This is a genomic window from Salegentibacter agarivorans (assembly GCF_900113135.1).
GTDB classification, from domain to species: Bacteria; Bacteroidota; Bacteroidia; order Flavobacteriales; family Flavobacteriaceae; genus Salegentibacter; species Salegentibacter agarivorans.
Genome location: NZ_FOOH01000007.1, coordinates 74,049 through 97,517, shown reverse-complemented (window position 1 = coordinate 97,517; position 23,469 = coordinate 74,049). Strand labels below are relative to the sequence as shown.

Annotated in this window: 22 protein-coding genes; 20 read left to right on the top strand and 2 right to left on the bottom strand. The window is 32.5% G+C overall.

The features are described 5' to 3' along the window. Window positions 1-7: 7 nt before the first annotated feature. The 4 genes from BM084_RS06930 (at window position 8) to BM084_RS06915 (ending at window position 5,260) form a co-directional block, all read left to right on the top strand. Window positions 8-805, top strand: coding sequence for a polysaccharide biosynthesis/export family protein (locus BM084_RS06930; protein ID WP_245764350.1), 798 nt, complete (start codon window positions 8-10; stop codon window positions 803-805). Then, a complete protein-coding gene (locus BM084_RS06925) occupies window positions 806-3,277 on the top strand; it encodes a polysaccharide biosynthesis tyrosine autokinase (RefSeq protein WP_093303849.1) in 2,472 nt (823 codons plus the stop codon). 50 nt (window positions 3,278-3,327) lie between these two features. Beyond that, complete coding sequence (locus BM084_RS06920) at window positions 3,328-3,675, top strand: four helix bundle protein (RefSeq protein ID WP_075325944.1); 348 nt, start codon at window positions 3,328-3,330, stop codon at window positions 3,673-3,675. 727 nt (window positions 3,676-4,402) lie between these two features. Further along, window positions 4,403-5,260, top strand: a complete 858-nt coding sequence (locus BM084_RS06915; protein ID WP_075325945.1) for an ABC transporter permease — start codon at window positions 4,403-4,405, stop codon at window positions 5,258-5,260. A gap of 67 nt (window positions 5,261-5,327) precedes the next feature. Here BM084_RS06915 and BM084_RS06910 read toward each other — a convergent pair whose 3' ends face one another. After that, entirely contained in the window at window positions 5,328-6,101 is a 774-nt protein-coding gene (locus tag BM084_RS06910; RefSeq protein WP_143083628.1) for a hypothetical protein, read from the bottom strand. Between the two features lie 126 nt (window positions 6,102-6,227). Continuing rightward, on the bottom strand, window positions 6,228-7,646 hold the full coding sequence (locus BM084_RS06905) for an MBOAT family O-acyltransferase (protein ID WP_093303846.1): 1,419 nt from the start codon (window positions 7,644-7,646) through the stop codon (window positions 6,228-6,230). Window positions 7,647-7,864: 218 nt separating this feature from the next. Between BM084_RS06905 and BM084_RS06900 the strand changes: the two genes are divergently transcribed. The 16 genes from BM084_RS06900 to BM084_RS06825 all read left to right on the top strand — a co-directional run bounded on the left by BM084_RS06900 (window position 7,865) and on the right by BM084_RS06825 (window position 23,321). After that, window positions 7,865-8,746: an FkbM family methyltransferase gene (locus BM084_RS06900; RefSeq protein WP_075325948.1), complete on the top strand. Its 882-nt coding sequence runs from the start codon at window positions 7,865-7,867 to the stop codon at window positions 8,744-8,746. Window positions 8,747-8,764: 18 nt separating this feature from the next. Then, entirely contained in the window at window positions 8,765-10,009 is a 1,245-nt protein-coding gene (locus tag BM084_RS06895; RefSeq protein ID WP_075325949.1) for an ABC transporter ATP-binding protein, read from the top strand. Beyond that, window positions 10,000-10,827 (top strand): sulfotransferase, encoded by an 828-nt coding sequence (locus BM084_RS06890; protein ID WP_075325950.1) that lies wholly within the window; start codon window positions 10,000-10,002, stop codon window positions 10,825-10,827. The genes BM084_RS06895 and BM084_RS06890 overlap by 10 nt, the downstream gene beginning before the upstream one ends. Next, window positions 10,827-11,576, top strand: coding sequence for an O-methyltransferase (locus tag BM084_RS06885; RefSeq protein WP_075325951.1), 750 nt, complete (start codon window positions 10,827-10,829; stop codon window positions 11,574-11,576). Before BM084_RS06890 ends, BM084_RS06885 begins: the two co-directional genes overlap by 1 nt. A 16-nt stretch (window positions 11,577-11,592) precedes the next feature. Further along, window positions 11,593-12,564, top strand: coding sequence for a glycosyltransferase family 2 protein (locus tag BM084_RS06880; protein ID WP_218152240.1), 972 nt, complete (start codon window positions 11,593-11,595; stop codon window positions 12,562-12,564). A gap of 14 nt (window positions 12,565-12,578) precedes the next feature. Beyond that, complete coding sequence (locus tag BM084_RS06875) at window positions 12,579-13,547, top strand: glycosyltransferase family 2 protein (RefSeq protein ID WP_075325953.1); 969 nt, start codon at window positions 12,579-12,581, stop codon at window positions 13,545-13,547. Between the two features lie 10 nt (window positions 13,548-13,557). After that, window positions 13,558-14,394: a glycosyltransferase family 2 protein gene (locus BM084_RS06870; protein WP_083634151.1), complete on the top strand. Its 837-nt coding sequence runs from the start codon at window positions 13,558-13,560 to the stop codon at window positions 14,392-14,394. After that, a complete protein-coding gene (locus tag BM084_RS06865; protein ID WP_075327919.1) occupies window positions 14,387-15,307 on the top strand; it encodes a glycosyltransferase family 2 protein in 921 nt (306 codons plus the stop codon). Before BM084_RS06870 ends, BM084_RS06865 begins: the two co-directional genes overlap by 8 nt. Further along, entirely contained in the window at window positions 15,304-16,248 is a 945-nt protein-coding gene (locus BM084_RS06860; RefSeq protein WP_093303840.1) for a glycosyltransferase family 2 protein, read from the top strand. The genes BM084_RS06865 and BM084_RS06860 overlap by 4 nt, the downstream gene beginning before the upstream one ends. Further along, complete coding sequence (locus tag BM084_RS06855) at window positions 16,248-17,159, top strand: glycosyltransferase family 2 protein (protein ID WP_093303837.1); 912 nt, start codon at window positions 16,248-16,250, stop codon at window positions 17,157-17,159. The genes BM084_RS06860 and BM084_RS06855 overlap by 1 nt, the downstream gene beginning before the upstream one ends. Beyond that, window positions 17,156-17,989, top strand: coding sequence for a glycosyltransferase (locus tag BM084_RS06850; protein ID WP_075325956.1), 834 nt, complete (start codon window positions 17,156-17,158; stop codon window positions 17,987-17,989). Before BM084_RS06855 ends, BM084_RS06850 begins: the two co-directional genes overlap by 4 nt. Next, window positions 17,986-18,918: a glycosyltransferase family 2 protein gene (locus BM084_RS06845; protein WP_232228904.1), complete on the top strand. Its 933-nt coding sequence runs from the start codon at window positions 17,986-17,988 to the stop codon at window positions 18,916-18,918. Before BM084_RS06850 ends, BM084_RS06845 begins: the two co-directional genes overlap by 4 nt. Further along, the gene (wecB, locus tag BM084_RS06840; protein WP_317040651.1) at window positions 18,915-20,018 is read left to right on the top strand and encodes a non-hydrolyzing UDP-N-acetylglucosamine 2-epimerase; all 1,104 of its coding nucleotides are present in this window, start codon (window positions 18,915-18,917) and stop codon (window positions 20,016-20,018) included. Before BM084_RS06845 ends, wecB begins: the two co-directional genes overlap by 4 nt. A 121-nt stretch (window positions 20,019-20,139) precedes the next feature. Further along, a complete protein-coding gene (locus BM084_RS06835; RefSeq protein WP_245764349.1) occupies window positions 20,140-21,393 on the top strand; it encodes a glycosyltransferase family protein in 1,254 nt (417 codons plus the stop codon). Continuing rightward, window positions 21,393-22,316 carry a glycosyltransferase family 2 protein gene (locus BM084_RS06830; RefSeq protein ID WP_075325958.1) on the top strand — a complete coding sequence of 308 codons (924 nt, stop codon included), beginning with the start codon at window positions 21,393-21,395 and terminating at the stop codon, window positions 22,314-22,316. Before BM084_RS06835 ends, BM084_RS06830 begins: the two co-directional genes overlap by 1 nt. Window positions 22,317-22,325: 9 nt before the next feature. Then, entirely contained in the window at window positions 22,326-23,321 is a 996-nt protein-coding gene (locus BM084_RS06825; RefSeq protein ID WP_075325959.1) for an N-acetylneuraminate synthase family protein, read from the top strand. Window positions 23,322-23,469: the final 148 nt, after the last annotated feature.

Here is a 23,469-nt window from a genome sequence, read left to right as displayed (position 1 = left end):
GCAAAATATGCTGAAAAGATACTATCTCATTTTAATCTTAATGGCGGGAGTTTTAAGTTTCTCGTCTTGTATTTCTACTAAAAAAACAACTTACCTGCAGCGTAAGGACCGGGAAATGGATAGTATTATCCAGATTCAGCAACTAAAAAAACCATATCGCATCCAAACCGGCGACCTTTTAAGTATTCGGGTGAAAACCCTGGACCAGGAACTTGTGGGTATGTTTAATCCCGTTGGGGAAGCTAATAATAATGCCACGACTGAAGAGCGCGTTTATTTTGATGGGTTTACAGTAGATGATCACGGGAATATTCGTGTGCCTACTCTGGGAGAAGTAAACGTTTTAGGTTATACCGAAAGGGAAATAAGAGAGAAAATAGAAAACTTATTGTTAGAAAATTACTTTAAAGAGGAAGCAAATCTATTTGTGACGGTAAAACTGGCAGGGATACGATACACTACGCTTGGAGAAATTGGTACCGGCAGCCAGGTAATTTATAAAGAAAAAGTAACCATCATGGAGGCCGTGGCAAACGCCGGGGGAATTTCCGAATATGGGGATATGGAAAATGTAAAGATTATAAGGCAATATCCATATGGCGAAGAAGTTCATAAAATAGATCTAACCGATATTGAAGCGACCCAAAGTGAATATTATTATATACAACCTAACGATCTTATTTTGGTAAATGCTTTGCCACAAAAGGCGCTGGGATTGGGGACAACCGGATTAGAAATATTTAGAACAACAGTTACCATATTATCTTTTGTAACCACAACCATCTTATTATTTAGCAGGATTTAAATGGCGCACGAAGACGATCACATATCAGATGTTGGCTCAACCTTCGATTTTAAAGGTTTTGTACTAAAAGTTATAAGTTACTGGAAGCTTATTTTGCTTTCGGTAGGGATTAGTTTGGCAGTTGCTTACTACAATAATGTAAGGAAATTACCGGTTTATAATCTTGGAAATTCCATTTCTATAAAAGACGATCAGAATCCATTTTTTACCAGTAATACCAGTTTAACTTTTAACTGGGGAGGAACTTCAGATAAGGTAAATACGGCGATGACCATCTTGCGATCGCGGTCGCATAACGAAGAGGTGGTAGAGGAACTTCAGTTTTATACTCAATATTTAAAAGAAGGCGAATATCAACGTATAGATGCTTATGGCAGCACCCCATTCACAGTGGTGGCAGATACGGCAAAGGCCCAGGCTACAAATGTGACGATGACAATTACCTTTATAGATTCGGTAACCTATAATTTAAAAGCGAATGTACCGGCGAGTGTAAGTCTTCAGAATTATAAGACTAAAGAAAAAACTTACCGCGAGGTAGATCCTAAAGAGTTCAGTAAGAATTATAAATCAGGGGAACAGGTAAGGCTTCCTTTTTTCAATGGAACTATCCTTAGAGTAGATCAACCTTTACAAGCCGGCACCCCTTTTTACGTAAGTTTTATGAATTTTGACTCGGCAGTAGGGAGATATCGAAATGTAAATGTAAGTCCCGAATCTCAGGGGTCCTCTGTGCTAAAAATGAATCAAACCGGTGGAAATAAAGACCGGATTGTAGATTATCTCAATGGAACCGTTCGTGTACTTAGTGAAAATATGCTGGCGCGGAAAAACCTTTTTGCAACCAAAACCATTCGATTTATAGATTCCAGTTTAGCAGTACAATCTGAAGCATTAAAATTAGTTGAAGCAGAGCTGAATCAATTCAGGAATGAAAATGCAATAATGGATATTTCTGCGGAAAGTTCCCAGCTTTCCGACAGGCTCTCAGCTTTAGACCTTAGAAAAGAAGACATCAGGCGGCAACTTTCTTATTACGAAACCTTAAGAAATTACCTGGAAACCCGAAATGATTACTCCAATGTGCCAGCGCCTTCTGTAGCGGGGATCTCAGAAGGAAGTATTGCCAGTGGTGTATCCAGAATTATTGGCCTGGCAGAAGAAAGAAGTAATTATCAGTATTCACTTAAAGAGAATTCCCCGGTTTTTGACGATATAGATCGGCAAATCAATTCGGTTAAATCAATTTTGCTGGAGAATATCAGTTCTTCAAGAGGTTTGTTGAGGGAGGAGCAGCAGGATATTAACCGACAAATCGCCCAACTGGAATCTGAGATAAGTAAACTTCCGCAGGAAGAACAGGATCTACTTAAAATTCAGCGCCGTTACAGCCTTAACGAGAAATCTTATAATATGTTTCTTGAGAAGAGGAGCGAAGCCGGACTAATAAAAGCTGCGAATGTAAGTGATGTGATGGTGATCGATTCGGCTAAAGATACCGGTGGTGGGCAAATTGGCCCGAATACCCAGCTAAATTATGTTATGGCTGTGCTGGTTGGGGGCGTAATTCCCTTAACTTTTGTATTCCTGCTAGTTTTTATGAATACCAATATTCATAATGCACAGGAAGTAACGCGTTTATCTCCAATTCCTATTCTTGGTATGATAGGAAAAAGTAAAACCGATTCTAATCTGGTCGTTTTTAATAATCCAAAATCATCTATTTCGGAAGGTTTCAGAGGTTTGCGTTCCAGTCTTCAGTTTATGTATAAAAAACAGGGTGTTACAGGTTCCAAAACTTTGCTGATTACTTCTTCAGTTTCGGGAGAGGGAAAGACTTTTTGCGCAATGAACCTCGCAACGGTTTTTGCTCTTAGTGAACGAAAAACGGTGCTGGTTGGGGTCGATTTAAGAAAGCCGAAGATCTTCGATGATTTCCAATTGAATAACGATTTAGGAGTTGTGAATTATTTGATAGACCAGGCGAGTAGTGATGAGATTATTCAGCAAAGTAAGATTCCATATCTAGATGTAATTACCGCCGGGCCGGTACCGCCAAATCCATCAGAGTTGCTTATCAACGAGCAAATGGATAAGCTGATGGAAGAATTAAAGCAGAAATACGACTATATTATCCTGGATACGCCACCTATTGGGATGGTTGCCGATGCTTTAAATCTGGTGAAACATGCCGATGCTACAATTTATCTGGTGCGCCAGGATTACACCAAGCGTGGCATGCTGGAGTCTATAAACGAGAAATACGGTAAAGGGGAAATTAAGAACATCAGTTTTGTATTAAACCACTTTGTTCACCGTGCTAAATATGGTTATGGCTACGGCTATGGTTACGGCTACGGCTATGGTTACGGCTACGGATATAACCGGTATTCTAAAGGCTACGTAGAAAAATCTGATCCCACCCGGAAATTCAAACGCTGGTGGAAGAAAGCGATGCGAAATTTCGAATAGTTGGTTAAGCGTGAATGGTGAAGTGTGAAGAGAAATAAATAAATAACAAGATGAATCATAAAGATCTGGATGTTTGGAAAAGGAGTATGGATTTGGTGGAAGAGATTTATAAGGTGACTTCTAATTTTCCTTCTTCAGAAATTTATGGCTTGACAAATCAGCTTAGACGAGCTTCAGTTTCAATTCCTTCGAATATTGCTGAAGGAGCAGCCAGAAAGGGTAATAAAGAACTACTTTATTTTATCAATGTTGCAATTGGTTCAATTGCCGAAATAGAAACTCAATTACTTATTGCGGTGAGGTTAGAATATATAAATGAAGAAGATATCATCTTTGAGTCAGCTACAGAAGTTCGTAAGTTATTGCTGGGTTTCAGAAATTATTTAAACAAAAAGTAATGAATATATTATTTTATATTTTCATCTCTTCACTCCTCACTCTTTACTAATAATACAATAATGAGCGAAGCGAATAAAACTAGCCGAACTTTCCAAAATGATTAGTAGTTTGAAGCAATATTTGAAGAAATAAGAGTTTTTAGTCTGTAATGATTAGTCGTTAGAACCATAAGAACTACCGTCTAAAGACTAAAGTCTAGCGACTTTTTTTACGCCACGAATCCACGAATATTTAGTCTTTGTTCTTTATTCCTGGTTCTTGTTTCTCGTCATTACGAGCGACGCAGGAGCGTGGTAATCTTATGATTGAAAGTTTTCGAATAAAGAGATTGCTTCAGTCGTCCCTCCATCGCAATGATGCTTTTACTTGATAATCTAGATTGAAAACTCCGAGGCTTGCCTCGAAATCAAATTATATTTTCAATAATAGTGCTTCGTGAGCTTGCTCCGAAGTAGTTTGCTGATGTTTTGCCACGAATCCATGGATTTTTTAATATTTTGTTGCTTATTTCGAGATCAGGAATAAAAGCTCCTTCCCTTTTTCAAGGGAAGGTGGCACATCTTCGATGTGACGGAAGGGTTTTTGCGTAGTTAGAATGCTTCTTGTTCCGCTAAAGCTAATCAGAATCTCACACTATATTATATATTAGATGTTAGAAAAAACCTACCGACTAATAACTAATTAAAAATCCTTAATTTCGTTGCTGAAAAATTTTCCCAAAACACCTTGACAGAAAACAACGACTGGCTATACGAAATCACCCCAAAGCGAAAGCTGATCGATCTTAATTTTAAGGAGATCTGGCGGTATCGTGACCTGTTGATTCTTTTTGTGAAAAGGGATATAGTCACGGTTTATAAGCAAACCATTTTAGGGCCGCTTTGGTATTTTATCCAGCCGCTATTTACCTCGATAATCTTCACTCTTGTTTTTAATAATATTGCAAGTATTCCTACAGGAAATGTGCCTTCCTTTCTTTTTAACCTTACAGGAATAACCGCCTGGAATTATTTTAATCAGTGTCTTAGCGGAACCTCTAATACCTTTACAGCCAATGCAGGTATTTTTGGAAAGGTCTATTTTCCACGAGTAATTATGCCTTTAAAAACGGTAATTTCCAATTTGTTTAAATTCGGAATCCAGTTACTGATTTTAATTATTTTCTATTTCTATTTTCTATTTAATGGAGTTGAGTTAAGTCCTAATTCTAATCTACTCTTGTTTCCGGTTTATGTGTTAATGATGGCTTTACTGGGACTTGGGGCGGGAATGACGATTTCTGCATTAACCACAAAATACCGGGATTTGACGGTGTTGGTAGGTTTTGCCACTACTTTATTAATGTATATCTCTGCCGTGCCTTATCCTTTAAGTGAAGTTTCCGAAAAAATGCCCGACTGGGCCTGGTTAGTAAAATACAACCCCTTAACGCAAATTATTGAAGGCTTTAGGTATATGGTATTGGATACGGGCACATTTACCTGGCCTGGCTTTTTATATACTTTAGTGGTTTCAATTGTACTTTTTCTGCTGGGGTTAATAATTTTTAACCGAACGGAAAAGAATTTTATTGATACTGTTTAAAAGTGATGAGGAGTGAAGTGTTCTACGTGAAGAGTGAAGGGTTGAATTTTTTTAGTCAATTCAAACTTTAGTCCACTTTGGCTGATTCTATAGATTTTATTTTTGCGCCAACTTTTGCAGAAAAGAGTTGAGCTCCTTTGTTGTTTAGGTGGTTACAATCATAAAAGTAATCTTCGGTACTAAATAGTCTGGAAAAATTCCAAAGTGTAGGTAGCTTTCTTTTAAGTTTAGATATATAATCAAGATTTTTAGTTTTAGGACAAAAAGGCGCTGTAAAGTAAATTACATTTATATTTTTCTTATTGGAAAAATTATTTATAGCATTTACATAGGTATTTAAATTTCCAATAGATTTTGAAAGTTTCCCCTTTAGAGGAACTCCACTATAGCCATACTTTGGAAAATAACCATTTGCAAAGTCTGTTTTTGAAGGTTTCTGAATGCCTGAACTAAAAACTTCTCTAAAACCAATCTTATAGTCATATTTAAGATATTTATAAAATGGAAAGTTTATAACCCACCAATAGTCGTCAGTGGTTTCTTCCAGATGATTACTTATATGAGCATTTTGGGTATAAGGCATTAGATAACTGTTGAGAATCTTAGATTTCCCGCCCAAATCAAAACTATAGTCTATCTGAATAAATATCTTTTCCGTTTTAATATTTAGTTCATCAATTAATTTTAATAGTAAATAAAAATCATTCGGTTCAGTCGCTTGAATCCCAAGATTTAAAGCCTTTTTTCCAGTAATATCTTCAATTATTTCCGCATCAATTGTATTGTCTACTCTGGAAGATCCGAGGAAAATATAATCAATCTCTTTCCCTTCTAAAGACATTAGATATGATATTTTATTCCTGGGTAACCCATTCTTATAGACATAACTATATAGCTGATCTAATGTGAAAAGTAAGAACATTAAAGCAATTAAAATCGAGAGTATGTAGGCAATAAATCTTTTCATTTAGAATTGGAAATAAATAAAATCGGAATGTTCAGAATAAACCCCAAAGACAAGAATGAAAAATAGAATTGAGGTTGTTTTCAGCAACCTGTACTTGCCATAGATAGGCTGTTCTTTTTGTTGAGAAAACCATTCTATACCTACAAAAAGAATTATAAGAATCATCATTTCTATATTATAGCGCTCTATAGTGAGGTATTGCAACTGGAAATTCATATTGGTGAACATACGCTTTAGATAGTCAAAGCTAGTATTTATTGTGGGAGAACGGAAAAATATCCAGGCTAAACATATTGTTATAAATGTGCCTGAAATTTTCAAAAAGTCTTTAAAATGAACTGAAATAGAAGACCTTGAGTGATGAGTGTTTTTCTTCACAAAAAGGAGCGGTATATAAAAAAGCGCGTGTATAGCACCCCAAAAGATAAAAGTCCAGTTAGCTCCATGCCATAAACCGCTAATCAGGAAAACGATACTAATATTACGAATTGTTTTATTACGACTGAGTCTGGAACCCCCTAGAGGAATAAAAACATAATCGCGAAACCAGGTAGAAAGCGAGATATGCCATCTTCGCCAGAATTCTCCCAGGTTTTTAGAAAAATAGGGATAATTAAAGTTTTGCATAAGGTCGAACCCCAGTAACCTGGCACTACCAATAGCAATATTGGAGTAGCCTGCAAAATCTCCATAGATCTGGAAAGCGAAATATACAGCTCCCAGAATAAGACTTAAAGAATTCAAATTTTCATAATTTGTAAAAATTGTATTTACATATGTGGCACAATTATCTGCGATCACTATTTTTTGGAAAAGTCCCCAAATTATAAGTTCTATCCCGCTTCTTGCCTGAATAAAATTGAAATTTCTCATTTTTTTAAACTGGGGAAGCAAGCTGGACGCACGCTCTATGGGGCCTGCTACTAATTGTGGAAAAAAAGAGACGAATGCACTAAAGGCGATCAGGTCTTTGGTAGGTTTAATGCGCTGTTTATATATGTCTATAGTATAGCTTAGTGTCTGGAAAGTATAGAAGGAGATACCTACCGGCAATATTATATTAAGCGTATTAAAATTAATGTTCAAGCCTATGATAGATGTGAATTCAACCCAGCTATCTATAAAAAAATTATAATATTTAAAGAAGCCTAAAAGAGAGAGATTTGTAAATATGCTTATTGCCAATAAGTAGCGCCGCTTGCCAGGGGTTTTCTGTTTGTTTAGTTGAATTCCTACAAAAAAGTCTACCAGGGTACTAAATATAATTAGTACAAGAAAGCGATAATCCCAGCAGGCATAAAAGAAATAACTGGCAATAAGAATAAATAGGTTTTGAATATTAAGTTTTTTCTTTAAAAGCCAATAGATGGTAAAGACCAGAGGTGAAAATAGAAGATAGGAGATAGAGTTAAATAACATTCTTACATTTGAAGCTTGAGGAAAGTTTTATTGATATAGGATCTATAATTATTACTGAAAATTACCAGGATTAAAAATAATCAAATATTTTTGTCTTGATACCTATGCTTATAATAACTTAAACGGTTTTGGTTATACTTTTACTACTAGGATTAACCGCACCGAGAAAAAAATATAGATACAGTTGAAATTATATTCTCAACCTAACAAAGTCTCCCATGAAAAAGCTTATTTATAAAGCAATAAATAGATTAGGTTATACTTTTTATAACAAGAAAAATAGGGAGCAAGAAATTAGAGGAAAGTTAGAAAAATTTGAGGTTGAAATCCATAAAAATTTACTGCTCTATTCCTATAAGTATATAAATCTTTTAGCTAATAAATTTCCAGATTTAAGTATAACTGATGCCGAAAATAGTCTTAAAGTCTGTTTTGAAGATCTTACCTTTTATATTGAGAGTCAGGAGGAATTTTTGATTTTAAAGGAAATTTTTATCGATGAAGAGTATAAGTTTATAATAAAAGAAAAGTGTGTTTTAATTGATATAGGTGCTAATATAGGAATAGCTTCAATGTATTTTTCGCAGTTTGATTATATCCAAAGAATTTATGCTTTTGAACCCGTAAGAGATACCTACGACCTAGCGAGGAAGAATTTTAAAGAAAATAATATAACTAAAATAGCGGAATTTAATAATTATGGATTAGGTGCAGAAGATAGGGAAGAAAATTTTTTGTACAACAAATCCGTCAAAGGGAATAGTGGGATAAGAGGAAAATTAAGTCCCAGCCACACTAATCGTGAAAGTCCTGAAATTAGAAAAGTACAAATAAAGGATGTTGATAAAGTTTTGAATCCCATTATAAAAGACAATAGAGATTACAAAATAGTAATTAAGATGGATTGTGAGGGTGCAGAATATGAAATAATGAATAGATTAAGTTCTAATAGTCTATTAAATCATATAGATATTATTATTTTAGAATGGCACGATTTCAAAGCTGAACCATTAGAGGATGTCTTAAGAGAAAATAACTTTACTGTTTTTTCAAGAAATCTTGATTCCATTTCCGGAATAATATCTGCTGTAAAGAATTAACCATTTTGTAGGAATTTGATGAATATTATTTTAAAAGCTGAAAATATTTCTAAACAATACCGTCTAGGTACTGTTGGTACCGGCAGTTTACAGCACGATGTAAACCGGTGGTGGCACCAGATTCGAGGCAAAGAAGATCCATACTTAAAAGTTGGTGGTGTAAACGATAGGAGTGCTAAAGCTACTGAAGATTATGTATGGGCTTTGCGCGATATAAATTTTGAAGTTAAACAAGGAGAGGTACTCGGGATCATTGGTAAAAACGGAGCTGGGAAGTCTACCTTGCTAAAACTCCTTTCCAGGGTTACTGCTCCAACTACAGGCTCAATTAAAACCAAAGGTAGAATAGCTTCTTTACTGGAAGTGGGGACTGGATTTCATGGTGAGCTGACCGGCCGGGAAAATATCTTTATGAATGGAGCTGTATTAGGAATGTCTAAAGCAGAAATTAAAACTAAATTAGATGAGATCATCGCTTTTTCCGGTTGCGAAAAATATATAGATACCCCGGTAAAAAGGTATAGTAGTGGTATGACGGTACGTTTAGGTTTTGCAGTTGCCGCACATCTTGAACCGGAAATCTTAGTGGTAGATGAGGTGTTAGCGGTGGGTGACGCTGAATTCCAAAAAAAGGCCATAGGCAAGATGCAGGACCTTTCTACTGGTGAGGGGAGAACAGTGCTTTTTGTAAGTCATAATATGGCGAGTGTTAATAGTTTGTGTACAAGAGGTATCGTGTTGGAGGATGGGAAATCTGTTTTTAAAGGTCGCACTAGAGACTCTATTGATTTTTATCTTAATAATAAAAACCAACACAAAAAAGATCTGAATTTTTATGATCTAGATAAGCAAAAAGGTATTTATAAAGTAGAATTTTTGGACAAGGAAAATAAACTAATTAATACTGTCCAAATAGGACAGGAAGTAAGAATAAGAATAAAATATAAAAATCCTACAGGAAATAAAACATCTCTTTCGATAGCATTTTATGATGTTTATGAAAAGTTTCTATTCGCTTGTAGAAGCGACGTTGTAAATAAAAAATATTCTAATGAAACTGGGGAAGGAGTGTTGATAATTAATAAATGGCCTTTAAGCACAGGTGTGTATACATATAATACAGGTATGTTAGAAGCTAACATAATGATTGAAAATTTAAAGGAGCTAGGAAAGCTTACTGTAGAAAATGGGGATTTTTATGGTTCAGGCAAATTACCTGCTCCTAACAAAAGAGGATTTTATATAGATTTTAGATGGCAATAAAAAGAATCAAATCTTTTCTATTTAGGTTGAAGAAAAAAATCATTATTTTTTTTAAATCTTCTTATCGAAAAAAAAGAAGAGAAAAAATTGTTTTTGTATTAAGTACAGGTAGATGTGGTTCTACCAGCATTACAAGAATGTTCAATCAGCATCAAAAGTTTACGGCTTTTCATGAAGTTATACCAGAGCTAATTAAATTAAGTACAAAGTTAGCAGAAAATCCTAATACTAAAATCGAAGTTTATAATGAACTTAAATCGATATTTAGAAAAAGAAAGTGGGAAGGGAAAAAAAAACAGGTACTAATACATTCAGACCACAGAATGTGGAATTTGGTTGAATTTTTATCAGACTATTTTCCAAACTCTTTATTTATACATTTAATGCGTAACCCTTATGATTCTGTTCAATCCTTTTTGCCAAGAGGTTGGTATACAGAAAAAGATAATAGGATTGAAAATAATTTTGGTCAATTTAGGTTGAAAGGAGATAAAATTGGTGCAATGTCTTCTGCGGAATGGAAAAATTATTCACGTCTAGAAAAGTGTACATGGTATTGGGATTACGTAAATACACGTATAGAAAATCAACTCAAAGATTTAAAAAAGGAGCGTGTTGAGGTGATAAAGTTAGAAAACATTCAAGAAGATATGAATGAAATAATAAAAAATAAATTCGGCATTTCGCCAGACTTTAAATTTTCCAATATTGTTACTAATAGAGGTAAATATGATATTAAAAACTCAGTAGAAGATGAACAAGTGAAAAATGCACTCCAAAAAGTAGGAACTGGATTTTATTTAAGATATTATAAATAATGATCAACAATATAAAAAATAAAATAAAAAGATTTATTGATGTTAGAGTTAGACTTCTTAGGGACCAACAACATCAAAATCAGCAGGTTTTATTTAATGATAGCCAGCTTAAGCAACTATATAGCGAGGATTGTTTTATACCGTTTTCGGGATGGGCAATTTCTCCAAGTACTATTCTTCACGTTCTAAATGATATTAGTATTAATAAGCGAAAATGCATTATTGAATTCGGTTCAGGAGCTTCAACGTTTTATATTGCAAAATTATTAAAAGTTTTAAAATCAGATGCTGTTTTTTACAGCGTGGAATCAGATGAAAAATGGGCAAATGAATTGAAAAGACAGCTACAAATACATAGTGTTTCTGATTATGTAAAGGTAATATATGCTCCACTAGCCAAAGTTCCGGATAATTATTCCTTAGAAGAACAGGAAACCTGGTACGATATTCAAATTTTAGAAAAAACTTTTACTGGGGAGGAAAAATTTGATCTTATTTTAGTAGATGGCCCATTTGGTGGAAGTACTCCTTATGCTAGGTATTCAGCAATTCCTTTTCTAAGAAAACTAACTTTAGACCAAGCCAGTATTTTCCTGGATGACGTCCAAAGGACCGATGAGGCATTTATTTTAAAGGAATGGGAGCAATTATTAGGTAGAGAAGCTAACATTCAAGAGAGATATGGTTTTTTCAAAAATCACACATCCTTTGATGTTAAGCCTTTTCAATTATCGAAACCTGCTTTATAATTTTTAAATAACTTTTTTGAAGTCACTAGTTTCCATAATTATTCCCACTTATAACCGGGCTCATTTAATTGGAGAAACCCTAGACTCTATTATAAACCAAAATTATCCTAATTGGGAATGTTTGGTAATAGATGATGGTTCTAATGATTATACAAAAGAACTAATGGAGTTCTATTCTAAGGATAAGAGGATTAAATATTGTCATCACCCAGATAATTACAAGAAAGGGGCAAATGCTTGTAGAAATTATGCTCTAAGAAATTGTAAGGGTGATTATATCAAATTTTTAGATAGTGATGATCTTTTAATTACAGATTCATTGCTTATTCAAGCGGCTCATCTACAAAATAATCCTCACCTTGATGTTTCTATAGCTTATGTAAATTATTTTAATGGTAGTTTAGATTCTAATTGGAAATCTAAGCCTAAAAAGTTATTTTCAGACGATTTAGTTTTTGATTATGTGATGGGGGATTTTTTTTTAAGTACTGCAGGACCACTCTGGAGAAGCTCCTTTTTGAAGGAGCATCATTTTTTTTTTAATGAAAAATTCTATAGACTTCAAGACACAGAATTTCATTACAGAATTATTTTAAAAGGATTAAATTTTGAATTTTTAGATAGAGCTGTTGTGAACTATAGATTCAATACTCCAGATGCAATTACCTTAGATTCTTCTGATAGAAATTTGGGATCTATCTTTAAGTATTGGCTCTATGTATTAAATACCGCTAAATGTCAAAACACCACTAATCAAAAAAGAATGGAAAGATTTGTTGCTAACAACATCTCCCTGGTTTTTCATCGAATTTTACTAAATCAAGACTCAATTTTAAATAGACTAAAAACAACATATATATATTGGAGAGATTTGATGTGTACTTTGAAGAATGCCAATATTCCAGCTGCACAAAAGCTTAAGTTTTATGCAGGAATTATTATTACAATTATAACCGGTAAGGGCCTGCGATTTTTCAGAATTACCTAATTACATTTAATATTTTGGAAGAATCACCCTTATTTTCAGTAATAATACCTACTTATAATAGAGCAGATCTATTAGGCGCTACTCTTGAATCTATAATTAATCAGGAATATAAGTATTGGGAGTGCTTGGTCATAGATGATGGTTCGTCAGATTTTACTAAGGAGTTAATGACATTCTATGTAGAAAAAGATGAGAGGATTCGGTGCATTGAAAGACCAGAAAATTTAATTAAAGGAGCAAATTCTTGTAGGAATTATGGCTACGATTTATGTAGGGGAAGTTTTGTCTTATGGTTTGATAGTGACGACGTTATGTTGCCGGGGTATCTAGAAGAAGGTAGGATTGCATTATCAAACTCTGACATACATTTATTTATTTGTTCTGGATATTTTACAGATTCCCAATTAGATAATAGAACTCCAATGAGTTTAGATCTTAATATTGAGCTATTCAAGGATTATGTTATTTGGAACCAACAAATTATTACAAATTCAGTTATTTTTAAAAACTCTTTTTTAAAAGATAAAAAGCTTTTTGATACAAGGCTTACACGAGGCCAAGAAGCTGAATTATTTTCAAGAATATTCTTTTCTATTTCTAAAGAGCAGTACTTTATATCTTCGAGGAAGTTATTCTTGTATAGACAACATAATGGCACAAAAACTTCAGAGAATTTAAATTATAATAAATTAAATAAAGAATCTGAAGCGATATTTTTGATAGAGAATTTAAACAGGGCTATGTGCCTTAATGATTTAGACCTTCTAAATAACCTTTATAAAAGATTGATTGAACTATTTTTCTTAGGGATACATAATTCTCATTATGCAAATTCTAAATATGTAATTAATAATATGTCAAGAATTTTTCTTGGAAAGAAATTCTTTCTAGCTATAGAACACTTTGTTTTAGGTAATCTTCTAATACATTGTAAAAGAAGTAGCTATAAAATCGAAAAAAAATGGAACAACAGAATTATTTAAGAATATAATTATGATGGAACCACTCATTTCTATTATTGTGCCATGTTATAATCAAGCCGAATTTCTATCTGATGCATTAAATTCTGTCTTGTGTCAGGAATATAAAAACTGGGAGTGTATTATAGTAAATGACGGTAGCTCAGATAATACTTTGGAGGTGGCATCTGTTTGGTTAAAAAAGGATGAAAGATTTAAATATTTGCAACAAGAAAATAATGGAGTTAGTAATTGCAGGAATAATGGAATTCTAAAATCTAGAGGTGAATTTATTTTACCATTGGATGCTGACGATAAGATATCTAACAACTATATTTCATTAATTATTCGAGCTTTTCTAAGAGATTCTAATTTAAAAGTTGTCTATTCGGAAGCGGTTAAATTTGGAGAAGTAGAAGGAAGATGGGATTTAAATGATTTTTCATTAATTGAGCTTGCTAAATCAAATATGATATATAGTTCTGCAATTTTTAAAAAATGTGATTGGTTGCGTGTTGGCGGATACGATGAGAATATGCATTCGGGTTTAGAAGATTGGGAAATCTGGATTGCTATTTTGAAGGAGGGTGGAGGTGTTAAACGTTTGGGGTTCGATGGTTTTTATTATAGGGTTAAAAAAAAATCAAGAACTACAGGAGTTAGCAGTAAAGATTTTGTGTCAATTTATGAATACTTAAGTGTGAAGCATGCTGATTTTTATGTTAAGAATTTTGGTTCCTTCCATCACCTTAACGATCTACTTCTTAAGCAAAATAAAAATTTTGAGGAAAAATTAAAGAGTGAAAAATTTATAATTGACGTTTTTTGTAAAAAGGTTTTTAATAAAAGTTTATTTGGAAAATATGATTAATCGAAAATTAGCCATAGTCATTCCTTATTTTAAAAACGAATATTTCAGAGAATGCTTAGAGTCTTTGGAAAAACAAAACGACAATAGATTTAATGTTTATATAGGTGATGATTCATCACCACAAGATCCCTGGATTTTAATTAACTCATCACAAAAGAAACTAAACATTACTTATAAGAGGTTTGATAAAAATTTAGGTTCAATTTCTCTTACACAGCAATGGGAGCGTTGCTTGGGAATGATAAATGGTGAAGAGTGGATTATGTTGCTTTGTGATGATGATGTACTATCTGAAAATGTCGTTAATTCATTTTATAAAAATCTAGATGAAATAGAGGATGCCAAATCTAAGGTTGTTAAATTTGCATCACAGGTAGTTGATGAATACGGCAAACCAGTGACAGAAAAGTATTGTCATCCTAAATTACAAGATTATCGGGATGTTTTTTATGATCGTTTTTTTAATGCAAACAGAAGCTCGCTTTCCGAACATATATTTAGACGGACTTCATTTCAGAAATATGGATTTCATGATTACCCATTAGCTTGGCATGCAGATGATATGGCTTGGCTGGAATTTTCAGAATTTGGAAAAATTTATTCGATTAACGAGGCTTGTGTTTATTTTCGTTCATCTGCAATACATCTTTCCCGATCAGATTTTTTATTAGAGGAGAAGAGAGATACTACCTACTTGTTTTTTAATAACGTAATTTATGAGTATTTAGAAAATTTCAATCAATATCAGATTACAGCAATATTGAAAAGATATGAATTGTTAACATTTTCGTTTAAAAAGGTTAATTTCAATTTTGTATTTCAATTTTTTCGCCTAAAACTTAAGCATGAAGGAATTTATGAAGCCCTTAAATTTATCCGTCGTATTTGTATAAATAGAAAAGAACTTAAATGAGAAAAGTTTCTATCATTATACCAAATTTTAATAGGGCGCATCTCATATTAGAAACGTTGCAAAGTGTTGTTAATCAAAACTATACTAATTGGGAATGTGTAATCGTGGATGATGGGTCTACAGATAATTCCTTGCAAGTGATTCAAGATTTTATTTACAATGATGATCGATTCACGCTATTAAAACGACCTCTAAGTAGAAGGAAAGGAGCAAATGCCTGTCGAAATTATGGGTTTGAAAAAAGTGATGGTTATTATGTTCAATGGTTTGATAGCGATGATATAATGACAATTGATCATATAGAAAAATTAGTATCTGCTATAGAGATTAATAATGTTGACTTTGCTGTGGGGGATAGTCAAAATTTCCAAACTGAAAAAGGAAAATTAGGCAAGCCATATAATTTTGATAGAAAAAGTGATAAGATTAATGCTAATAATTTTGGAAGACAGGTAATAGGATGGATAACTGATGATTTTTTAGGCAAAAGAGAGGTGTTATGTTTTCTGAAATTTAATGAAGCAATTATAACAGATGGGGATGAATATAATTTTTTCACTCGATTTTTGCTCTTAAATAAGAATGGGATATTTGTGAATGAAATCTTAACATATGCAAGAATTCATGATGTAAGTTTAAGTACAATCAGTTCTATCACTCCTTTACTAAGAGTAAAATCAACCGCGTCAGTGAAAATTTTAACCCTTGATGATATTAATAAAACTTCTCCTTTTTTATTAAAGGAATGGTATTTATCGGGTTATGCGCAGTATGCTTTCAAATTAGCTTTGGAAAAAGAGAAAATTCCATATTTTTTAAAAAGTATAGTTTATTTTACCAGAATGAAATCTGTTACAAAAATGCTTTCTTTTGTTTTGGGAATATCGTTGGCTTATATTGTAGGAAAAGGATATAGTTTCATAAAATTTGCGAGAAACTAATGACACCTGAAGTAACCATCATTATTCCACTTTATAATAAAGAAAATTATATCTTAGAAACTCTTCAGTCGGTTTCCAATCAAACATTTAAAAATTGGTTGTGTATTATTATTGATGATGGATCTACGGATGATTCATTTCAAAAAGCCAATAATTTTATTAAAAATGATTCACGCTTTATCTTAATAAGGCGACCAGATCATAAAGTAAAAGGAGCTAGTTCTTGTAGAAATATAGGTATCCAACTTGCCAAATCTACTTATATTCAATTTTTAGATGCAGATGACATTATATCAGAAGAAAAAATTGAAGACCAAATAAAATTACTCCAAAATGAAAACACATTTAGTATAGCTATATGCAGTTGGGGAAGGTTTGGAAATGAGAAAAAATTTTATGATAACTTATCTTCATATTCAGATTTTAAATTACCTGAAGATTTTCTAATTTCACTGATAAGCTCTAAAGGTTATTTTCCAATTCATTCATATTTAATACATAGAGAAATAATTGAACTGACTGGACATTGGAATGAGTGTTTAAAGTTGAATGATGATGGAGAATTTATTTTAAGGGTAATAGCCAATTCTTATAATATAAAATTTAGTGTAAAGGGAATTGCTTGGTATAGATGGGCTACAGATAATAATTTAAGTTCTTTTTGTTCAAAGAATAATGTAGAAAAAGCCATTTTAAGCTGGCAATTAATAGAGGCCCAGTTAAAAATTAAATTCGAGGAAAGAGTAGATGAGTTTATTGATTGGAACAAGGAACAGTTGTATAAAAACGTAAAATCTTCATATCCAAAATTATTGAAAAAGCATTATTTCTTTTTCATAAAATCAATTAAAAAGGATAATAATCTATTAATATTTAGGATTATAAATAAACTTGAAATGTACAAACGATGAATGCTGTAATATCAATAATAATTCCCTGTTACGATGATGCAGAGTTTATTGAACAAGCAGTAAATTCGGCGATAGGTCAAAATTATCCATATAAGGAAATAATTATTGTAGATGATGGCTCAAATTTAGAAACTAAAAGAGTTTTAAAGAATCTCGAACATAAGATTGATCTTCTAATTACTCAGGAAAACAAAGGTCCTAGTTCTGCAAGAAACATTGGTATTCAAAATTCTTCAGGAAAATTTATTTTGGTATTGGATAGTGATGACTATTTCGATTCAAAATTTTGTGAATTAGCAATAAAAAGTTTTGAAAAAAATTTAAATATTAAGATGATTACCTGCTATGCAAGGTGGTTTTGGGATGATAATAATTTTCAATTATTTAAACCTGAAGGGGGGACAATACAGAATTTTTTGTTTAAAAATTCATCCTTAGGAACAATTTTCAGGAAACAAGATTGGAAAGAAGTGCTAGGTTACGATGAAAACATGCGTAATGGTTTCGAAGATTGGGAGTTTTATATACGAATTCTAAAGAATGGTGGAATTGCGTATGTAATTCCGGAAGTTTTATTTCATTATAGAAAAAAAAATGTATCAAGAACTACTTATGCTAACAAAAATAAATACTCATTGATGGAGTATGTTTATATAAAACATTCTGCCTTGTATATAGAGAATTTTGAAATTTTCGCTAAATTCTTATTAAATAAAATTAAAGCAGAAGAAAAGGGAAAAATAAAAAATATTAATAGGCTGGAATTCAAAATTGGTATGGCAATTTTAAAACCTTTAAGATATTTTAAACATAAATTGGGCAGATATTGAAAAATTCTTTAGTATCCATAATTATGGCTACTTATAATAGAGCGCATTTCTTAGAAGAGACTTTAAAAAGTATCCAACAACAGTCATTTTCCAATTGGGAACTTTTGATAATTGATGATGGAAGTGCTGATGGCACCTTTGAACTAATTCAAGATTTCATTAGAAAGGATGCTCGAATAAAATATTACAAAAGATCTACTTCTCATAAGAAGGGGTTGCCTGGCTGTCGTAATCAGGGATTAGAAATTGCTAAAGGAGATTATGTGATTTTTTTTGATGACGATGACATTACCCATCCATTACTATTAGAATTAAGCGTTCATGAATTAGAGAAAAATTCTGTGGATTACTGCAGATATCTCCGAACTGTTTTTAAAGGTGAATTTATTTATGATTTTAATTACTCTATTGATTATTTACTAAGTATTTTGACTATTAAAAACCTTGATCAAATTGTTACAGGTGCTGTTCCTCTTAATTCGTGTCAAGTTTTATGGAGAAAAGACTGTTTTCAAACACATCGTTTCAATGAAGATTTAATGTATGCTGAAGAGTGGGAACTTTACGCTCGTATTCTTTCTGAAGGTAAAATAGGGGTTAATATTGAAAAAATATTGTTTTTTGGAAGAAAGCATCTACACTCTAATACAGGAGAATTTGGGAATAAGAAGAAAATTAGGATTGATTCCTATATAAAAGCAATTTTACTAACCATAACTAATTTGAAAAGCAAAAACCTTTTAAATCATACTTTGAAACATTTCTTTATTAGGCTAGGTTTTCGATTAAATTCTATTATTATCATCAAAAATATATTAAATGCAACCAACACTGGAGAATTGGAAAAAATAAAATATATTTTTGGTTTTAAAATGTATCCCATTCTAAGACCAATTTTTTATATGAAGGGGAAAATACTTAAATTTTGAAAATACTTCTTTGTTTCGGTACTCGTCCAGAAGCTATAAAAATGGTTCCAATTATTAAGGAACTCCAATTTCGAGGATTAGATTATAAGGTATGTGTTACCGCTCAACATAGGGAAATGCTGGATCAGGTTTTAGATTTCTTTCAAATTGTTCCCGATTTTGATCTGGATCTAATGACACCAAAACAAAGTTTGAATACCCTTAGTGCTGCTGTTTTAAATGCAATAGATCCAATATTCGATAATTATTTACCAGATGTTGTACTTGTACAAGGAGACACTACCAGTGCTTCTATAATTGCGCTTGCAGCTTTCCATAGATCGATCTCGGTTGCACATGTAGAGGCGGGATTAAGAACTTATAATAAGAGATCGCCATTTCCTGAAGAAGGTAATCGACAAATTATAAGTAAGATTGCCGATTATCATTTTACTCCAACCCAAAATGCTACTGAAAATTTAAAACAGGAAGGAGTCAATGATAAATCTATTATCTGCACGGGTAATACCGTAGTAGATGCACTTTTTTGGACGCAAGAACTACTTGGAAGGGATTTAAATTTTAATGAAATTAAAGAACTTAGATCTCATTTAGATCAAACCAAGAAGCTTATTTTAATAACCGGACATAGAAGAGAAAGTTTTGGAGATGGGATATTGAACATATGTAAAGCGCTTTTAGAGATATCTAAAAGAGAAGATGTGGAAATAATCTATCCTCTGCATCTAAACCCTCAAATTAAAGAACCGGTAATGAACTTGCTTGGTGGTAGTTCCAACATTCATTTGGTTCCTCCGGTTTCTTATCCTGCTATGATTTGGTTGATGGAACAGTGTTATATGATAATCTCAGATTCTGGAGGTATTCAAGAAGAAGCTCCGAGTTTTAAAAAAAAGGTTGTGGTAACCCGAGAGTATACAGAGCGTATAGAAGCTGTAGAGGCGGGGTTTTGCTATTTAACAGGAACAAATAAGAATAAAATTATAGATAAAGTAATGAGTATTTTAGACGATCCTGTAGTGTTATCATCAATTCCTAATCCTTATGGTGATGGAAAAGCAGCAACACGCATTGTAGAATTTTTAATAAATTTAGAATAATCATACATTAGATTGTGACAAGTTGAGTCTCCTATTATACTGAATATTTAAAAAGGGATAGTTATTATATTCTCAAATAAAAATATATCCAAATACCTATCTTTAACCAAAAGTAGAATCCTTGATCCCTCAAACCAATAAGAAAATATTAATTATTGCAGAATCTATTAATGTAGAAGATAGCAGTGGATCTAAAGCTAATGTAGCTCTTATTGAGAATTTAAAGGAAGCCGGGTATGAACTAAAAGTATATCATTACAGTAGAAAAGAAATTCAACTTAATGCTATAGAATGTATAAACATAAAAGAGATTAAATATGGATCTAATTATTTTTTGAGTAGGTTACAAAGGAAGATCCAACATAACTCAAATCTTAATTTAGCCAAGCGTTTGGAGCCTATTTTTGGGTTTTCTTTTACCTTCTTTAACGATACTAGAAGTATTGGTAAAGCTTTGAAAATGGAGAATGTTCAGGACTATAATCTGATTCTAACTTTAAGTAAAGGAGCTAGTTTTAGACCTCATTATGCCATCTTAAAATTGCCAAAATTCCATTCCAAATGGATGGCTTATATTCACGATCCTTATCCGTTTCATTTATATCCAGAACCCTATAATTGGGATGAGCCTGGATATCTTAAAAAAATAGATTTTTTTAAAGACTTAGCTGCAAAGTGTAGATGGGCTGCATATCCAAGTTTGTATTTGCAACAATGGATGGAAAGTTATTATAGCATGTTCAAAAATAAAGGTGTAATTATTCCACATCAATTAAAGAAAACTGATGAATTATCAATGTTACCAGATTATTTCGATCCTTCAAAATTCAATTTATTGCATGCCGGTAATTTGATGAAGCAAAGACCACCTTTTGCTTTGATCAATGGATTTTTAAAATTTCTTAAAAAAAATCCTGAAGCTGAAAAAGATGCTCGTTTGTTGTTGATTGGGAGTTCTTCTTATCATAAAAAAGAATTAGATATATTAACATCTAATATATTAGAATTATACATTAGTAATGGAGTTGTAAACTACTCAACCGTACTTACCATGCAGAAATCTGCTAGCGTAAATATAATTTTAGAATCTAAAGCGAAACTTAGCCCATTCTTGCCCGGAAAATTTCCTCATTGCATAAAATCAGGAAATCCTATAATGATATTAGGTCCCGCAAAAAGTGAAGTAAGAAGATTGTTAGGTCAAGATTATAAATGGTGGGCAGAAATAGATGATGTTCAACAAATAGAGAGTTTAATAAGTAGCCTTTACTCAATTTGGAAAAATTATAGTGTACAAAATAAAGAATATGAACACTTATCTTATTATATGTCTTCAGCTTATTTAAGGGATAAGCTGAATAAAATAATACTATAATGAAAGATTTTAGTATTTTAATTACTACTTATAATAGATTGCAAGAATTAAAAATTACTCTGAGTTCACTATCCGATATTATTTTAAGTGAAACTAATATTTTGATTTGTGATGATGCTTCCACCGATGGGACCTATGACTGGTTAAAAATTAATTATCAAAATATTGAGGTATATAGAAATGACAATAACAGGGGATTAATTTATTCTCGAAACTTTTTATTGAGCAAAGTAAATTCAACTTTTGCCATTTCACTTGATGATGATTCGAATTTCTTAAGTATTGATCCTTTAGGTAAAATTAAGGAGCATTTTCAATATAACAATCGTTGTGCAGTAATCAGTTTTAGAATTTTTTGGGGTTTGACCGTACCTACATCGATTCAATCAAATGAAAATTCATCCATTGTTAAAAGTTTCGTCGGATGTGGCCATGTTTGGAATATGAAAGCGTGGAATGATATTCCCAACTATCCCAGTTGGTATAAATTTTATGGTGAGGAGGCATTTGCATCATTTCAGTTAGTCCAAAAAGATTGGGAAGTACATTATTTACCATCAGTTTTAGTACATCATCGAGTTGATAATAAAGCTCGAGTAAATAATAAAGATTATTACGTTAGGCAAATGTTGGCTCTGAGAGCAGATTGGTTTAATTATTTAATTTTCTTTCCAAAATTATTTATGGTTAAAAAAATATTTTATTCACTTATAATGCAGCTAAAAAAAGCTGTACAATATAAATCGTGGAAAATTTTCAACTTAACATTAAGGGCCTTATGGTCTATATTTGAAAATTATAAACTTATAAAGTTCTCAAGAAACTCCCTTTCAAAAAATCAGTTAAAAAAATGGATAGATTTACCACCTGCTAAAATTTATTGGAAGCCAATAGGAAATTATATTGGAAATGGAAAAAATTAAATTTTAATTATGAAAATTATTGCAGAAATTGGTCAGGCGCATGAAGGCAGTCTGGGTATAGCATTAAGTTATATCAGAGCACTCGCTGAAACGGGGGTAGATGCCGTTAAATTTCAGGTTCATATAGCAGAAGCAGAAAGTAGTGAATTTGAACCGTTTCGGGTTAAGTTTTCTCAGCAGGATAAAACAAGGTTCGATTACTGGAAGCGGATGAGTTTCACAGAAGAAGACTGGAGACTTTTAAAAAATGAATGTGATAAAAATAAGGTGGAATTTCTAGCATCACCTTTCAGTAATGAGGCGGTGGATCTTTTAGAGAGATTAGGTGTAAACCAATATAAAATAGGTTCTGGGGAAGTAAATAATTTTTTATTGCTTCAAAAAATTGCCGATACGGGAAAACCAGTAATTCTATCTTCTGGAATGAGCTCCTTTAATGAGCTGGATGATACTGTAAAGTTCTTAAAAGAAAAAAAAGTCGCTTATTCTATTTTACAATGCACCACTGCATATCCAACAAAACCTGAGGAATACGGGTTGAATGTTATAGCGGAATTGAAGGAAAGGTATAATGTATCTATAGGCTATTCAGATCATTCTGCGAAAGTAGAAACCTGTATTGCAGCTGCTGCTTTGGGTGCAGAGATTTTAGAATTTCATGCTGTTTTCTCCAGAAAGAGTTTTGGTCCCGATGCGACTTCTTCTCTGGAAATAGAGGAAATCACTACTTTAGTAAATGCTGTAAGAAATATTGAAAAGGCAAGAAATAATCCTGTGGATAAAACTGATAATTCAAAATTCACTGCTTTAAAAAATATTTTTGAAAAGTCTTTGGCGGTAAATAAAGATATAAAAGATGGCCAGGTTATCCAATTTGATAATCTGGAAGCAAAAAAACCTAAAGGTTTTGGAATTCCTGCTTCCGAATTTGAGAAGGTGATTGGTAAGAAGATTAAACAGGACTTAAAGCAGTGGGATTTTTTACAAGAGGAGGATTTGAAATAAAATATTTTATTATGCGAACCGTCATTGCGAGTCCACCGCTGGTGGACGTGGCAATCTGCTGTAAGTTTTCTCCTAACACGATCGTGACTAAACTGCAACGGATTGCTTCGCTTCGCTCGCAATGACGTCTTCGCATGGAGGGTTTCTG